The sequence below is a fragment of the Desulfitobacterium sp. genome, from assembly GCF_982384815.1.
In genome coordinates this window covers 1-15624 of record NZ_CEVWNY010000013.1, presented here as the reverse complement: position 1 = coordinate 15624, position 15624 = coordinate 1, and the positions used below count along the sequence as shown (strand labels likewise).

Below are 15624 nucleotides of genomic sequence, written 5' to 3'. Positions count from 1 at the left end.
TACACTTGTTCCTTGATTCCTGCAAGTTGGAGTTAATATTATTGATTTTTTGCTGATGCTTTACCGAAGAGTGTCCAAGAATTTGCCTCCAGAATATCCACATTGACCAGGGTACCAACGAGACCTAAATCTCCGGGAAAGACCACTAATTCATATCCCCGAGTACGTCCAGTTAAGCGATCAGGGTTCGATTTACTGGGGCCCTCTACCAGAACCTCATAGGTATGCCCAACCATTTGTTGACGCCACCCTAAACTTTGGGCATTTTGCACATTGATCAGCCTTTGTAGACGATGTTTTTTAATATCTAAGGGGATTTGTTCACCCATTTGAGCGGCAGGTGTGCCAGAGCGTTTGGAATACATAAAGGTAAAAGCTTGGCTATACTGTACTTGTTGGACAAGCTCTAAGGTCTGGGCAAAGTCCTCTTCGGTCTCACCGGGGAAGCCAACAATAATATCTGTGGTTAAACTAGCGCGGGGAATTAATTCATTAATTTTGGCGATCCGACTCAGATAGTATTCCCGAGTATACTTGCGATTCATACGCCTTAGGATCTCATCGCTGCCGGCTTGGCAAGGCAGATGAATGTGTTCGCAAAGATGAGTACCGGCGGCAATGGTTTCAATCAGTTTATCAGATAAATCTTTGGGGTGAGAGGTCATAAAGCGGATTCGCCATAATCCTTCAATGGTATCTACAGCTTTGAGCAGATCTGCAAAATCGTAGGGTGTATCCAAATCATGACCATAGGAGTTGACATTTTGCCCAAGCAAAGTAACTTCGCGACAACCGGTCTTAACCAGAGCTTTTATCTCCTCAATAATATCCTCCGGCTTGCGACTACGTTCCCGCCCCCGCACATGGGGGACAATACAATAGGTACAGAAATTGTCACAGCCGTAACTAATATTGACGAAGGCTTTTAACTTACCTTTTTCAGCAAGGGGTACGGACTCAGTGGTTTCCTTTGGCTTCTCCCAAACTTCGGCTACTTTCCCTTTTTCTTCGGATTCCTCTAAGAGACGTTGGAATTCATGGATATTGTGGGTTCCGGCCCAAATATCCACATGGGGTGCTCTTTTTTTAAGGCGTTCCAAGGCCCCCGGCTGTTGAACCATACAGCCGGATACAGCGATTTTCAGTTGAGGATTAGCTTCTTTTAAGTGCTTAAGCTCGCCGATCTTACCGAGAATTTTATTCTCGGCACTTTCGCGCACACAGCAGGTATTAATAATGATTAAATCGGCCTGTTCCAGCTCTTCACCACGACTATATCCTTTTTGACCGGATATCTCTGTCAAGGTATCGGCGTCTCGTTCAGACATTTGACAACCATAGGCTAAAGTTACAACCTTCTTGCCGGAATGCTCTATTGACATTTTGCTCGATTCACTCCTGATTAGTAGTATTATACTTCATAAAGGATAACATAATTCAATTTCGGGTGCTAGTCAAGGTAACTCCTACTGATATTCTATTCGGATATTCAAGATAGTATATAATGGTAGGTTATTTGTGTAAAAGCAGATATTACTGGGTATCCTTAACTATGGAGGTGATAAGAATGGCAGATAGTCCAAAGGTTTATTGCAATGTTGTTGAATGTAAGTATAATGAAGCAGCGAAAATTTGTCATGCCGGAGAAATCCAAGTGACCAAACACCACGCAGAAGTTCGTACAACCGAAGCAACTGACTGTGGTACCTTCGAACTAGGGGATGGCAGAGAAAAAGTATAGTTCTGACAGCATTACGTATGAGATTAACAATAACAAGGGAACCGGCAGAAATCCGGTTCCCTTTAGTAGTTGTGTAAAAAACTGGAATCAAAGATTAATCTGGCGAAAATCGCCCTTTTCAAGAATATGATCAATTTCTTGAAGAACTAGTTCCTTGACCTTAGGTAATACAGCTTGAATCTCGGGGGTCATCTCTAACCCCATTTCCAGACTTTTGGGCTGCACACCAAAGATGAGTGTTTTGGGAGCGGTTCCCAAAATATTGGCCATAGCTAAGACTTCCAGAATGCCCACTTGGTGAAAGGATACCTCAAATTGAGCGGGCATTACCCGAATGTCCTCCGGTTCAAAGCGAAAGATCGCACCTGGTTCGTCATTGGCATTTACGGCATCGACAATGATAAGATAGTCTACTTCTTTAATGAGATGGACCAATTCCAGTCCGGCGGTTCCGCCTTCAAGAAGCTCGACACTTTCCGGCAAGGGGTCCTGGAATAACACATCAAGAAAGTGGACACCCAGTCCTTCATCGGTAAGAAGAACATTACCGACACCCATGACCATAATCTTTGGTTGTTCCATTCCTTTGACCCTTTCTACAATTCTTTTGTGCAACTGTAATGATACGCTCTTCTCTTTAGATCGTCAAGGAACCCATGATTTATGGATTAGTGCTGAGCAGTAGTAGCTTTTCCTGCGGTCGTGGTCTTTTTCTTCTTCGGGTCTTTGCCGAAAAACATATACCAAAACTGGTCGATGGCTTCCGTGAATACCATATACACATGGACTGCGATAATGGCAATAAACAGCCAAGTGATGACATAGTGAAAGCCGCGGATAGCTGCCAGCCCACCTAAAGTCGCCTCTAAGCTGGCAAATTTCATGGGTAAATAGAGCAAGGCTCCGGTGATAATTTGCAGGACTGCCAAAATGGGTAAACCAATATAGGCAAGCTTCTGGAGGGGGTTATAGGGATTGGGATTATCGGGATGGTCCTTTTGGATAAAGAGATAATACTTGATTTGGGGAATAAAGCTCCTCGCATCATGGGAATTAAGCAAGAATTTCTTAAAATCCCGATGCTTACTGAAAAAGGAGATATAGAAGCGAACAATCCCCGTAAAGATTAAGCTAAACATAAAGATGAAATGGATATTGCGGATAAAATTCATAGGCATCCCCTCATAGGGAGCATGAATCAACAAGCCTGTTATAATCAAGGCGGCAAAATTGATTAAGTTAATCCAATGGGTTACCCGATGGGATAACGGATGTTCTGCTGGATTAGCCATACTTTTTCCCTCGCTTTCTCTCCAATCTTATTAGCACCGGATTAACCAATGCGGAATTTGCGGATTTCGTTGGTTTGGGGATCAATAAGATGGATAGCGCAAGCTAGGCAAGGGTTTAAAGAACGGACTACCCGGACTACGTTAATGGGGTTATTTTCATCGGGAACGGGAACGCCGATGAGGGATTTTTCTAGGGGACCATAGTTACCTTGAGCATCTTTCGGAGAGAAATTCCAGGTAGTAGGAACAACCATTTGATAATTTTCGGTAACATGATCCTTAACTTTAATCCAATGGCCTAAAGCACCCCGAGGAACTTCAGTCAAACCAACACCTTGACCGGTAGCCGGAGGATTCCAGTGTTCGGTGTCATGAATTTTAAGGCCTTTGCCCATTTCCGCCTCCAATTGGTCAAGCCAATTAAGCATCTCCTTAGCCAAGATAACTGCTTCATAGGCACGAGCGGCATGGCGGGCAACCACACCGGGCTTAATCTTATATTTTGAGATGATATCCATAAGACCCTTAGGCTGCAATACCAGCATCCGCGCTAATGGACCCACTTCAACAGGCTTGCCGTCATAACGTGGTGCTTTAACAAAGGAATAGGCATCCGCTCTCTTAACATCAGGAACGGTGTCAGAGTCATAGGGATGATTGCCATTAGGATTGTCTTTATACCAGGCATAGGTGACCTCCTCGGTAACCTTGCTTTGATCAACGGGCATTACATTGGTTAAGTTGCCGTCAAAGATAACTCCGGCCTTAAGGAAGAAATCTTTTCCCTCATCATCCAAGCCAAAACCGCCATAGGAGAGGAAGTTACCATAACCTCCGCCCACTCCGGCTTGAGCAAGGGGGAGCAACGGGCCGGTTCCAAAGGTTAAGACATCTTGCAGATAGACATTTTCGATAAAATCAATCTGATCTAATAACAGGGAGCGGTATTGCTCGACGACTTCAATATTCGGTAAAATGGTTACTCCACCCACTACGATAGATGACTGGTGAGGCTGTTTTCCGGCAAAAAGTGCCGACATCTTCTTGGCTTTGGCTTGCATATCCAATGCTTTTAAGTAGTGAGATACGGCAAGGGTAACAAGTTCAGGATCATTCACGCAGTACTCATCGGGCTCATAACGAGGGGTAAGTGGAGCTGTATCCCCGGCCGCAATTAATTTACCGATCTTATCTTTCACGCGCAGGAGACCGGGGTCCTGACCCTGGTATTTTGCTACTGCAGTGATATCAAGAAAATCCAAAGCACTTAAATGATAAAAATGGAGTGGGGCATCGTGAAGCCACATTGCCGCATTAATGAGATTACGAATGAGCCGACCACCGGCAGGAACTTTGGCGCCAAAAGCATCATCCAGGCATAGAGATGATGCCCAACCATGAGCACTGGCACAGACACCACAGGTTCTTTCTGTGACATAAGTAGCATCGCGGGGATCCCTACCTTTTAATAAAGGCTCGAAGCCGCGGAACATGGTACCAATCGATTTGGCATCGGTAACAACGCCATTTTTAACTTCTACTTCTACTTTTAAGTGACCCTCAATTCGAGTCACGGGATCAATAATTACTGTACCCATTTTTAGTCCTCCTTCTTCTGCTCAGAGCCATTATTTTTAAGTCTGCCGCTGGCAGCAGTAGCCACAAAATGCGCTCCTAAACCAATGGCAGTAGCGCCTCCCACCACTTTGCCCACTGTATTGGCATTAATCTGGCCGATTCCGGGCAGTGAGAAGTTTTCCTGTTTGGAATAGAGGGGGCTGAATTGGGCATAGAAGCCTGATTCTGAGCAACCGGAACAAGGAGAGCCGGCATTGATGCAGAAGTTCGCATTGTCATTCCACCAGACTTGAGCACAGTCGGTATAGGTTTTTGGTCCTTTACAACCTTTAAGAAGTAAGCAGTAATCCTTCTGAGCCGGATTGTTCCAATCTTCTAGAAAATGCCCCGCTTCAAATTGTCCGCGACGGGGACAATTATCATGGAGGAGCTTTCCATAATAAATAAGGGGGCGTCCCTGTTTATCCAGCTCTGGTACGGCATTAAAAGTAAGATAATAAACGATGGTACCGATAAGGGTATTGGGTTTTACCGGACAACAGGGTAGATTAATCACTGGAGTAGATATATTATTCTTTTGCAGTAGTTCTCTAACCCCGATGGGTTTAATGGCACATGCACCGGGGATACCTGCACCATCAGTGGCACAGCTGCCGATGGCGATCACTGCCTGGGCCTTAGCAGCGGCTTCCAGAACTGTTTCCCGGAAAGGTCTTCCCCCTACCATGCAATAAATATCAGTTTCTTCTGAAGCAGGAATTGAGCCTTCCACGACTAGGACGAATTTCTCGTTCAGAGTATCTTTGTAAGCTTGCTCGGCTACATGACCGGAAGCAGCCATAATAGTCTCATGATATCGAATGGAAAGAGTATCGAGTACTAAGGATTCGATACTGGGATTGATGGTCGCCAGTAAGGATTCGCTACAGCCAGTACATTCCATACCATGCAACCACATAACCGGGGGTTTTTGCATTGCTGCTTCTACTGCTTTGGCAGCTTGCGGTGTTAGGACCTCAGGTAGACCAAGGGCTGCAGTTGTGGCAGCCATGAGCTTCATAAAGTCACGACGACTTATTCCGCTGGCCCGAAGAAAATCAAGTTTTCCCATCTACAATACCTCCATAAGCCTTATAGATCTTTGAAATCTGTAAGGGTTTCTAATCTATAAAACCTATATTCGGCACCTCAAAAAAAAATCCTGCAAAAATTTAGATAATTTTTAGATTTTTCTGACATTGAGAAAAGTGTCACTAAAAATTGCACACTAATTCACAATTATTTTTCTAATACTAATAGAATTAATCGATGTTAAACTAAAAAGGGGTATCTCATTATTTGAAATACCCTTTTGTCTAATTCTTATCTTTTAGAATATAAGCTTTTTGTAATTTGTCGTTCTTTTCTGAGAAGTGCCCGTTCCTTGCGTCGCTCAGCATGTTTTCGCTGTTGGACCGCCCCCAAAAGTATTCCTCCACTTAAGATTAATCCCAGACCGGTAATGAAAGCCAAGGATTTTTTCTCCACTGCAGGCGGCGGAATATTTACCGTCCGATCAGCGGCTAAGGGTACTTCTCTAATCCTCTCATCCCCTTCCCAAACTTCTAGTCGGGTTAAGACTTGTCCGGAAGTAACCTCGGTAAGGGTTTCGGTAATCGGCTTGATAATAATCTGCGGTCCTGTTCCACCCCCGTTGTTATTTTGAGTGATCCATACTTCTTGATCTAACAATAAGTTTACAGGCTTGTTTTGGACTTCAATCTGACCTACCGTGTCACCGATCCCTTTATAGAGGGTATTATTAAACTGCTCAAATCCATAATCCAGTAAGGTTTGCATATCTGCGTAGATTTCTCGTCCAGGAGATTTGAGGATCACGGCAATTAAATCTCGACCATCACGAGAAGCAGAAGCCACTAAACAGTTCCGGGCAACTGATGTATATCCTGTTTTCATCCCGGTTATGGTATCATCACGCCAAAGAAGTTTGTTCTCGTTAAACATTTCGATAGGAACATTTTCTTTTTTCCGGGGAATCACATGGGATTTGGTTTTGATATACTCACGAAAGGTCGAATTACCATAGGCGGCCTGAGCAATTCGAGCCAGGTCATGGGCCGTTGTCAAATGTCCTTCCTCATTAAGACCGCTGGGATTTTTGAAAGTGGTATTTTTTAAGCCAAGCACCATTGCTTTTTGATTCATGAGGGCGACAAAACTCTGCATATCTCCACCGACATGTTCAGCGATGGCAACTGCTGCATCATTAGCGGAATTTAACAGGAGTGCGTAAAGCATATCATCCAAGGAAAGCTGTTCTCCAGGTTCCAGGTATATCCTTGTGCCATAAACAATATTATAGTCTAACATGGTTTCGCTAACAGTAACGGTGTCCTCGAGATTACCTAATTCAATAGCAAGGAGTCCTGTCATAATCTTGGTTGTGCTGGCTGGGGCCAGGAGCTCGTCACCATTTTTACTAAAGAGAGTCTGGCCGGATTGGACATCGATCAAATAAGCCGCTTCTCCCTGAATCTCCGGTGGAGTGGTCATAGGACTTGCAACTAAGGTTGGAACACTGGAAAATGTGTAAAACAGAAATAAGAATAATGCTATGACGGATTTCAATGAGGTTCCCCCTATTATCGTTGGTAGAATAAAGCGATTGTTCCTGGACCGACATGACTTCCTATAACACAACCTATATCGCTAATGATTACATCTTTGACCTTTACTTTTTGCTTGATTTCTTCTGCTAAAGCTTTGGTCTCTTCATGACAGGCCGAATGAGAAATCCCAATAACTTGATTTTCAGGATTGCGGATTTCTTCGTGAAGGTAATCCACTAATTTGCGTAAAGCAGCCTTCCGGGAGCGTACCTTAGCTAAGGGCTCGATCCGCCCTTCGGTAGTGACAAATAGAATTGGTTTTACGTCTAATAGCCCTCCGATAAAACCAGCAGTTTTACTCACCCGGCCACCTTTAACTAAATACTCCAAGGTATCGAGGGTAAACACATATCTTATTTGCTGACGAACTTGAAGAATTTGGGCTTCGGTTTCTTCCCAGGAACTAGCGTTTTTTAAGATCTTATTTGCTTCTAATGCCAATAAACCATAGCCTAAGGAGGCTCCCAGACTATCGATTACATGGATTTTCTCCGGTTGTGAACATATGTCCCGAACCATTAGTGCCGTACTATATGTAGAACTCAAACCGGAGGAAAGGTGGATCGCAACCACTTCATTCCCCTGAGCTAAAATTTCCTCGTAAGCGTCTTTAAGGGTCGCCGGATTAGGCTGAGAAGTCTTAGGAAGCTCCTTAAAGGTAGGGAACCGTGGATAAAACTCCTGGGGAAAAATATCGATTCCTTCATTAAAAGTCTCTCCCTCTATACTCACGGGCATGGGAACAACCACAATGCCTTCTTTCTCACAGAGTTCTTTGGGCAAGTCTGATGAACTATCCACTAGAACCACAAAACTCATATCCTTATCCTCCTTCGAATACTAGGTAAAAATATATTCGTGAATATCATGCTTTTTTCCTGCCTGCTTATTTCAAATAAAAAGCCCACTTTCGTGGGCTTATCCTAGTTTATGCCAAAATATACGATTTTAAATACTTTTTAAGAATTTAATTCCTGAACTATCAAATGATTATCCAAGGTGTCAAGGGAGTTAATTGCTATAAAATCTGAAAGCTCATGTTTCTCAACCAAGCGGTAATTTACTTCTTCTGCTTCAATCCAAGTAACCAGAAACATGAGAATTCCTCCTTACTAAATACAATGTATCGTGTATACATGATACCATAAGGTAACAAGTATTTCAATATTCCCTTAATCAGTAAAGAGATGTTTTATTAAGTTTCCTTTGTTTCATTAACAATCTTTTCAAAATCCTCCCAGATAGGAAAGTTTCGAGCATCGGTGCTGCGACCGGAACGGTCAATAAACACATGAATGGTTTTTCCTTCAGCTAATAAGGAATTTCCTCTGAGGACTTTGTAAGTAAAGGTAAGTTTACGGGATGAAAAGCTTTCCAAACTTGTTTCGATAATGAGATCGTCATCATAAAGAGCGGGACGGCGATAGCGACAGGTAGCTTCAACTACAGCTACAGCAAGGCCTTGTTCCTCAAAGGTGGTATAGGCTAATCCTACATTGCGCAACAACTCGGCCCTGCCTACCTCAAACCAAATAAGATAATTGGAATGATAGACAACTCCCATTTGATCTGTTTCCGCATAACGGACCCTAACCGGTGTTTGATAAGTTAGAAACATAAAAAATCCTCCTTAAAACCCTCTTAATCTTTATCTAAAGCTCGGTGTTGCAAAAAAAGCGCCATTAGACGCTTTTCCTAGTCAAGGTAAATAACTTAAGGGATTAACCGTATCGCCATTAGTAATCACTTCAAAGTGTAAATGTGGGCCTGTTGAACGACCGGTGGAGCCTACTAGACCGATGGCTTCGCCTTTATTAACTTGCTGCCCCTTAGTAACATGTATTTCGGAAGCATGAGCATAGCGAGTAGCGACCCCATTGCCATGATCAATTACGATCATGTTGCCATAGCCACCGCTCCAACCTGCAGTACTTACGGTTCCACTAGCAGCAGAAATGAAAGCATTCCCGGTATTACCGTCAATATCTAAGCCCGTGTGAAAGCTTCCCCATCGATACCCGTAATAAGAGTTAATTCCTCCCTGCAGGGGCCAGCCTAGGCCGGAAACTTTTCCCGAACCACGAGAAAGTGCTACATTGGTGGATGCATAAACAGGGCCTTTAGCAATTATTTGAGTTACCGGCTTTTGCGTAATCTTTTCTTCTAAAATTTCCTTTTTAATGTTTTTACCATTTTCCTGAATATAGGAATAGGTGACAATTTTACTGCCATCACTCCCCGCTTGACGTACTACCGAAGTACCACTGGGTAAGCTGTAATCCGTCTTCGTGACCACATCAAAAGGTACTGTTTCGCTTCCTGTGTAGATACCTTTACTTACGACAGTGAGATAAGGCATTATCTTAACTAAATTAATTTTATCCCCGGCCTTAATAGTGGTATCTTCATCTGTACCGGGGTTACCGGCTAAAACCTCTTTAGTCAGCATATTGTTTTTTCTGGCGATTAGCCACCAGGAATCATTAGGTTCTACAATATACTCCCGCTGTGTCTTATGTCCCTTTTTCAAGTCCTCAAGGACAGCTTCCGGCGAACTGAATTCCTCTAACTGCACTTCCACAGGCTGAGTGGTGATTTCCTCCCTAAATTCTACGGAAGAGATTTTATTATGTTCACTGGGCTTGGCATAAATTTCTTGATAAGTTTTAAGGATTTCAGCAAAATCTTCTTCCTTTGGAAATATAGCTATGGGGCTATCTTCGATGGAAAATTGATATCCTTCAAAATATGTACTTATTAAGTTGTCAAGCTTATCTACTGTTACATAGTTCTTCCGAAGAGTCGCTTTACTTATCCGCAAATCTTGGAACTCTATACTGTCATGGGTCTTTGCAACAATTCCTGAAGATTCCCCTCTAGTAACAAGTATATCATCTATAAGTTGTTCGCCTTCCTTTGGGGTTGTCACAAAACCTATCTCATGACCGTTTAATATTAAGGCGGCAGCTGTTGTGGTACTTCCGTAATAAAGAGTACCGCCTAATATTGCACTTAGTCCAATTACCCCAAGGATGATTTTGGGGGATCTTAGAGATAAACCAGGGGTTTTAGAAAACTTTCTTTTGAATTTAAGAAAATCTTCTTTTACTTTTTGAAGAATGCTCTTAAGCCTCCTTTCTCAATTAGACAAGCTCTAAAATATATTATATCATAGAATCACTGTGATAAGAGTAATTTTATCCCATAATAATTGCTTAACCCAAGTAAAAGGAGAATCAAAAAGATGGAAATCAATACCCTTATTGAGAGAATCAATGAACTCTCACGGAAACAAAGATCTGTGGGATTAGAAGATTGGGAAAAGGCTGAGCAAGAAGCTTTGCGCCAAGAGTATCTTGGCTTTATTAGAGGACAAGTTGTTGATACTCTTAATCGTGTTAAAATTGAAAATGACTGAGGGAGTCTTTTCCGGGCTCCAACATTGATGATGATCACTCCCTTTCTTGCATTCTTTAGTTAATATGCTGTGTATTTAAAAGATCAAGAAAAGCATACTAACAATAGACTAAGGAATTTGAGGAGGGATTATCGTTGCCTGAACGTGTTATGAAATATGGAGGAGTTAAATTTCGCAATCTTGTTCCTCCGGTAAAAATTAATCGCTTTGTCAATAAACTTGCCCCAAGTAAAAAAGCCTCCCTTTTTGAAATTGCCGGCGAATTAAGTGATGCCGGGATGATCGAAATACTTAATGAGAGGACTCAAAGCACAATTGACAAAGATACCGTTGATGACCAGACTCCCAATAACATCCCCAATAATGAGGAAGTATATATGCATAAACGATTTATTGATCCGCCGCCTACCGAGTTACCGAAATAAGGTTGGCAGCTTAGATCATTTCCAGGATAGCAAAAACAAAACCGCCAACCGGCGGTTTTACTTTTTAAAGAATACTGACGGTGCCATCGTAGACCACTCCGGCTACTGCATCAACAGTCAGGATTTGGCCATCCTTGATCTTCATACTAATATCTTTTGCTCCAACAACGGCAGGTATACCATAATGTAGGGCTGCGATTGCCCCATGGGAAGTTAGACCTCCCTCTTCAACAATAATTGCCCCAGCCTTGGCGATCAAGGGATTATATTCCTTATCGGTGGAACTGGCAATAAGGATATCTCCTTTCTTGAAGTTCTCTGTACCAGGGGTGGTAAGGATTTTGGCTGCTCCGGAATATGATTTACGCCCAATACCGGTTCCTTTGGCAATTATATCGCCAATTACTTGTACTTTAATGATATTTGTGGTACCTACCTTCCCTACCGGAACCCCGGCAGTGATAACAACTACATCCCCAGTTTTAATTAGGTGATGGGAGATTGCTTCATTGACCGAGACGGATAACAGTTGGTCCGTACCGGAACTTTCGGGAATAAGCAAAGGATATATTCCCCATTGTAGGGCCAGTTGTCGAGCCACATGAACGAAGGGGGTAGCCGCAATAATCAATGATTGAGGACGATATTTAGATATCATCCGGGCTGTAGATCCTGAGTGGGTGGGTGTCAATATCGCAGCTGCTTCTAAATCCCTTGCTATAGTATGGCTAGCGTGGCTAATGGCTTCGGCAATATTGACATGTGGGTAGTAGGTTGTTTTGCCATTGAAATAGTGTTTTTCTGTCTGCAGGGCAATTTTATTCATCATTTGTACTGCTTCGACGGGATACTGTCCGGCAGCAGTTTCACCGGAGAGCATAATGGCATCCGTACCATCTAAAATAGCATTGGCAACATCGCTGGCCTCAGCACGGGTAGGTCTGGGATTGCGCATCATGGAGTCCAGCATTTGCGTGGCGACAATCACCGATTTACCGAGGTTGTGGCATTTTTCAATCATATCTTTCTGATGGATGGGAACCTCCTCAACAGGGATCTCAACCCCTAAATCCCCCCGGGCCACCATCAGTCCATCGGCAACTTCCAGTATTTCGTCTAAATTATCTATGCCTTCTCGATTTTCAATCTTGGCAATGATTTTAACATTGGCCCCCTCCTCTTCAACCAAACGGCGTACGGCCAAAATGTCGGAAGCTTTGCGGGAGAAGGATGCAGCGATAAAGTCGATTCCTTCATGGATGCCAAAAATAATATCCTCCCGATCTTTATCGGTTATAGCCGGAAGTTGGACGGGTATACCCGGAACATTGACCCCTTTTTTTGACTTTAAGAGGCCACCATTTTGAACTTTTGTAGAGATTTTTTCTGTATCTACGGAAATAACTTCAAGATCGATTAAACCATCATCCAGGAGAATATGAGATCCTATATGAACCTCTTTCCATAAGTCGGAATAGGTTACCCCCACTCTTTCAGCTGTTCCCAGAGTGGATAAGTCCGTATCGAGAACGAAGGTTGCTTCTTGGTTTAATTGCACTCCTTCATCCGCCACCGTGCCAGTGCGGATTTCAGGGCCCTTAGTATCTAAAAGAATTCCTAAATGGATTCCTAGCTTTTGAGCTTCCTCTCTTAAGGTACGAATCCGTTTACCATGTTCTGCATGGGTGCCATGGGAGAAGTTTAAGCGGGCAACATTCATGCCGGATTTTAGCAATTCCCGGACCCGTTCATTAGACTCACTGGCCGGTCCGATGGTACAAACGATTTTTGTGCGGCGCATATTTACCTCCATAAAAATTATCACTGAACTAACCTTCAGTGGGGTCGAATCGCCAATTGAAAGAAGTCTCGTTCAATTCAGCATATCTAATTATGTATTATTTAAGGCGGGTATTCCGCTTCTTAAACTATTATAATAAAATTTTACCATTCTTTCTACAAAAAGATAGACCTTTATAGACCTTTGCACTCAATTAACTCGATGAGATCGATAATGCGATTGGAATAACCCCACTCATTATCATACCAAGCAAGTACCTTAACCATGTGCTCACCGAGCATAATCGTAGATAATCCATCAATTATTGAGCTATGGGGATTGCCATTAAAATCATGCGATACCAAAGGAAGTTCCGAATAGGCCAAATACCCTTTAAGTTTTCCTTCCGCCGCCTGGCGCAGCTTGTTATTTAATTCCTCCTTAGTTGTGGACTTACTTAGATTAGCTACAAAATCCACCAGGGATACATTTGGGGTAGGAACTCGCACGGCTAAACCCTTTAACTTGCCCTTTAATTCCGGAAGTACAAGTTCTACTGCTTTAGCAGCACCGGTAGTTGTGGGGATCATGGATTGGTATGCTGCCCGGGCCCTTCGCCAATCTTTGTGCTCAAGATCTAAAATCCTTTGGTCATTGGTTACGGAATGAGTTGTAGTCATCATACCTTGCTCAATCCCAAATTCCTCATGAAGAACTTTGACGATGGGAGCCAGGGAGTTGGTAGTACAAGAGGCATTGGAAATAATATGATGTTCTTTGGGGTTATAACGATGGTCATTGACCCCCATGACAATGGTAATGTCTTCATCTTTTCCGGGAGCGGAGATGACTACTTTTTTTGCCCCGGCTTGGATATGGAGGGCTGCTTGATCCCGCTTGGTAAAACGTCCTGTGGACTCGATAACTAAATCTACACCTAATTCCCGCCAAGGGAGGTTTTCCGGACTTTTTTCCGCTAAGAATACAACCTTTTGGCCCAAGGCTTCAAGAGTATTTTCCGTTACTTTAACCTCATAGGGTAAGATACCGTGAATTGAGTCATATTTAAAAAGATGTCCGAGAAGATCTGGATCTCCCAGATCATTGACAGCAATAATCTCGATAGGGCTTTTTCTTTCCAAAATGGCCCTCATGGAAAGTCTACCGATTCGCCCAAAGCCGTTAATAGCAATTCGTATACTCATTAAGAAACCCTCCTTAATCCCGCCGCAGCCAAATGCGACACAATTAGAATACCCCAGGGGGATAAAAAAATTGCAAAGCCTTTTGCTTTGCTATGAAGAAAATTGGTTGGCATATTTATTATAATAGATTTATTACTTTTTAGAAACATTTAAAATATTTTGCAGTACCTTTTCTCTCTTTCCTTCAATCTCGGCAAAATTCATGGCGGGAATGTAGTATCCTTCTAACTGATCATGGAGTTTTTTCGATCTTTGCGAATGGGATAAGGCGCGGTTAATACTTTCTTCGATCCGATTTCGGCAAGCATAAATATTATCTTGGTAGATCTTAAGTCCTTCTTTATCTAAAGTTTTGTCAAAATCCAGCGGGATAATTGTTCCCGTAAATTGCGGGTGGTAGGGATAATGTTCGGTAGAAACAACTAAAGCCGTCCGAAGTTCGGGTATAACCAATAAGTCGATTTTTTCTGGTTCAAGAGCACTATGATATATCTCCAGATCATAATTTAGCATCTTCCCATAGTCGGCCAACTTGGTTAAGAAGGTCGATTTTCCCGTTCCCCCTTGCCCTGTCAGCAGATAGAGGGAATCCATGCCTTGGATAAGGGTGTCAATATGCTGAGTTCTCCCTTGAGGTGTATGGGCCCAAGCAAATAAATGCCGGGTCTTACCCGATCCAACTTGAGACTTAGATTTAAAGAGTTTTTGGATAAGGTCTAAATATTGCTGATTAATTCCTTGCCAATTCTGGTAGGGTTCAATATAAAATTCCCACTCATCCATGGCATTTTTGGCATCTTTTAAGGCAAAGTAAGCACATTGAAAGCTACGGCTGATCTCACGGTTACAGGCAATAATCGCTTGTTTAGAGGGAACAATTTTGGATTCATCCCAAAATTCTCCTAAATTAATGATTTCATCTACTGCCCCCGGGGTTTTAGGATCGACAATATGCGGTGACGTGCCATCTAACAAAGCGATTTTTAACTGGGTAATAACAATCCCATCAATAGAGTTATTATCTGAGGAGCAGCAATGGTATTCAATATCATAACCTTTCCCGATCATTTCCTCAGCAATCTTTTTCATAAAAGTAGATTTACCTACACCGGGACCGCCTTTTATTACATAAATATGTTGGGCACTTTGGTCTGCCAAATAGCTATAATAAGAAAAGAAACCCTTATAAGTAACACCACCGGGGAACATTTTTCTAATTACCGGTTTTCTTGGCATGACTTACTCCCCCTTCTTTTAGTATAGTTCCTGCAACAATAATTCTATGCAAATGTGTCTCGATCGGTGACAATAGCTTGTGCCTAAATGGGTGCAGCATAGTGACATAAGGGTCTAATAAGAAAGAGGGTGACAGTAATAAGAACCGCTCCCTCTTCTTGATGCTTATGGATGCCTGTATCCCTTATAGTCGTAGATGTTCCGTTCTTTTTGTATATCATATTCCTGATAGTGTGGGTCTCTTACGGTAACAGGTGATTTTGGACGTGAGACTTTTTTA

Annotated in this window: 16 protein-coding genes; 3 read left to right on the top strand and 13 right to left on the bottom strand. The window is 42.7% G+C overall.

Translation table 11 applies throughout. The features are described from left to right. Positions 1–38 precede the first annotated feature (38 nt). The gene (miaB, locus tag AC1U9U_RS03960; RefSeq protein ID WP_479959250.1) at positions 39–1382 is read right to left on the bottom strand and encodes a tRNA (N6-isopentenyl adenosine(37)-C2)-methylthiotransferase MiaB; all 1344 of its coding nucleotides are present in this window, start codon (positions 1380–1382) and stop codon (positions 39–41) included. 185 nt (positions 1383–1567) lie between these two features. Between miaB and AC1U9U_RS03955 the strand changes: the two genes are divergently transcribed. Then, the gene (locus AC1U9U_RS03955; RefSeq protein WP_479959249.1) at positions 1568–1741 is read left to right on the top strand and encodes a DUF1540 domain-containing protein; all 174 of its coding nucleotides are present in this window, start codon (positions 1568–1570) and stop codon (positions 1739–1741) included. An 87-nt stretch (positions 1742–1828) separates the two neighbouring features. On the opposite strand, the gene AC1U9U_RS03950 is transcribed toward AC1U9U_RS03955, so the two are convergent. The 9 genes from AC1U9U_RS03950 to AC1U9U_RS03910 form a co-directional block, all read right to left on the bottom strand. After that, on the bottom strand, positions 1829–2323 hold the full coding sequence (locus tag AC1U9U_RS03950; protein WP_479959248.1) for a HyaD/HybD family hydrogenase maturation endopeptidase: 495 nt from the start codon (positions 2321–2323) through the stop codon (positions 1829–1831). Positions 2324–2409: 86 nt separating this feature from the next. Then, complete coding sequence (gene cybH / locus AC1U9U_RS03945) at positions 2410–3033, bottom strand: Ni/Fe-hydrogenase, b-type cytochrome subunit (RefSeq protein WP_479959247.1); 624 nt, start codon at positions 3031–3033, stop codon at positions 2410–2412. A 41-nt stretch (positions 3034–3074) separates the two neighbouring features. Then, complete coding sequence (locus AC1U9U_RS03940) at positions 3075–4631, bottom strand: nickel-dependent hydrogenase large subunit (protein ID WP_479959246.1); 1557 nt, start codon at positions 4629–4631, stop codon at positions 3075–3077. Positions 4632–4633: 2 nt separating this feature from the next. After that, a complete protein-coding gene (locus AC1U9U_RS03935) occupies positions 4634–5722 on the bottom strand; it encodes a hydrogenase small subunit (protein WP_479959245.1) in 1089 nt (362 codons plus the stop codon). Positions 5723–5973: 251 nt separating this feature from the next. Further along, positions 5974–7239 (bottom strand): D-alanyl-D-alanine carboxypeptidase family protein, encoded by a 1266-nt coding sequence (locus tag AC1U9U_RS03930; protein WP_479959244.1) that lies wholly within the window; start codon positions 7237–7239, stop codon positions 5974–5976. Between the two features lie 14 nt (positions 7240–7253). After that, positions 7254–8099, bottom strand: coding sequence for a DegV family protein (locus AC1U9U_RS03925; protein ID WP_479959243.1), 846 nt, complete (start codon positions 8097–8099; stop codon positions 7254–7256). Positions 8100–8239: 140 nt separating this feature from the next. Beyond that, a complete protein-coding gene (locus AC1U9U_RS03920) occupies positions 8240–8377 on the bottom strand; it encodes a hypothetical protein (RefSeq protein WP_479959242.1) in 138 nt (45 codons plus the stop codon). Between the two features lie 98 nt (positions 8378–8475). Next, positions 8476–8898 carry an acyl-CoA thioesterase gene (locus AC1U9U_RS03915; RefSeq protein ID WP_479959241.1) on the bottom strand — a complete coding sequence of 141 codons (423 nt, stop codon included), beginning with the start codon at positions 8896–8898 and terminating at the stop codon, positions 8476–8478. A gap of 81 nt (positions 8899–8979) precedes the next feature. Then, positions 8980–10302 (bottom strand): peptidoglycan DD-metalloendopeptidase family protein, encoded by a 1323-nt coding sequence (locus AC1U9U_RS03910; protein WP_479959273.1) that lies wholly within the window; start codon positions 10300–10302, stop codon positions 8980–8982. A gap of 222 nt (positions 10303–10524) precedes the next feature. On the opposite strand from AC1U9U_RS03910, the gene AC1U9U_RS03905 reads away from it, so the two are divergent. Both AC1U9U_RS03905 and AC1U9U_RS03900 read left to right on the top strand, forming a co-directional pair. After that, positions 10525–10698 carry a DUF896 domain-containing protein gene (locus tag AC1U9U_RS03905; RefSeq protein ID WP_479959240.1) on the top strand — a complete coding sequence of 58 codons (174 nt, stop codon included), beginning with the start codon at positions 10525–10527 and terminating at the stop codon, positions 10696–10698. A gap of 134 nt (positions 10699–10832) precedes the next feature. Next, positions 10833–11123 carry a hypothetical protein gene (locus tag AC1U9U_RS03900; RefSeq protein WP_479959239.1) on the top strand — a complete coding sequence of 97 codons (291 nt, stop codon included), beginning with the start codon at positions 10833–10835 and terminating at the stop codon, positions 11121–11123. 64 nt (positions 11124–11187) lie between these two features. Here AC1U9U_RS03900 and pyk read toward each other — a convergent pair whose 3' ends face one another. The 3 genes from pyk to AC1U9U_RS03885 all read right to left on the bottom strand — a co-directional run bounded on the left by pyk (position 11188) and on the right by AC1U9U_RS03885 (position 15344). Further along, on the bottom strand, positions 11188–12924 hold the full coding sequence (gene pyk, locus AC1U9U_RS03895; RefSeq protein WP_479959238.1) for a pyruvate kinase: 1737 nt from the start codon (positions 12922–12924) through the stop codon (positions 11188–11190). Positions 12925–13097: 173 nt separating this feature from the next. Continuing rightward, positions 13098–14108 (bottom strand): type I glyceraldehyde-3-phosphate dehydrogenase, encoded by a 1011-nt coding sequence (gap, locus tag AC1U9U_RS03890; RefSeq protein ID WP_479959237.1) that lies wholly within the window; start codon positions 14106–14108, stop codon positions 13098–13100. A gap of 132 nt (positions 14109–14240) precedes the next feature. Further along, on the bottom strand, positions 14241–15344 hold the full coding sequence (locus AC1U9U_RS03885) for a PRK06851 family protein (protein ID WP_479959236.1): 1104 nt from the start codon (positions 15342–15344) through the stop codon (positions 14241–14243). Between the last annotated feature and the right edge of the window lie 280 nt (positions 15345–15624).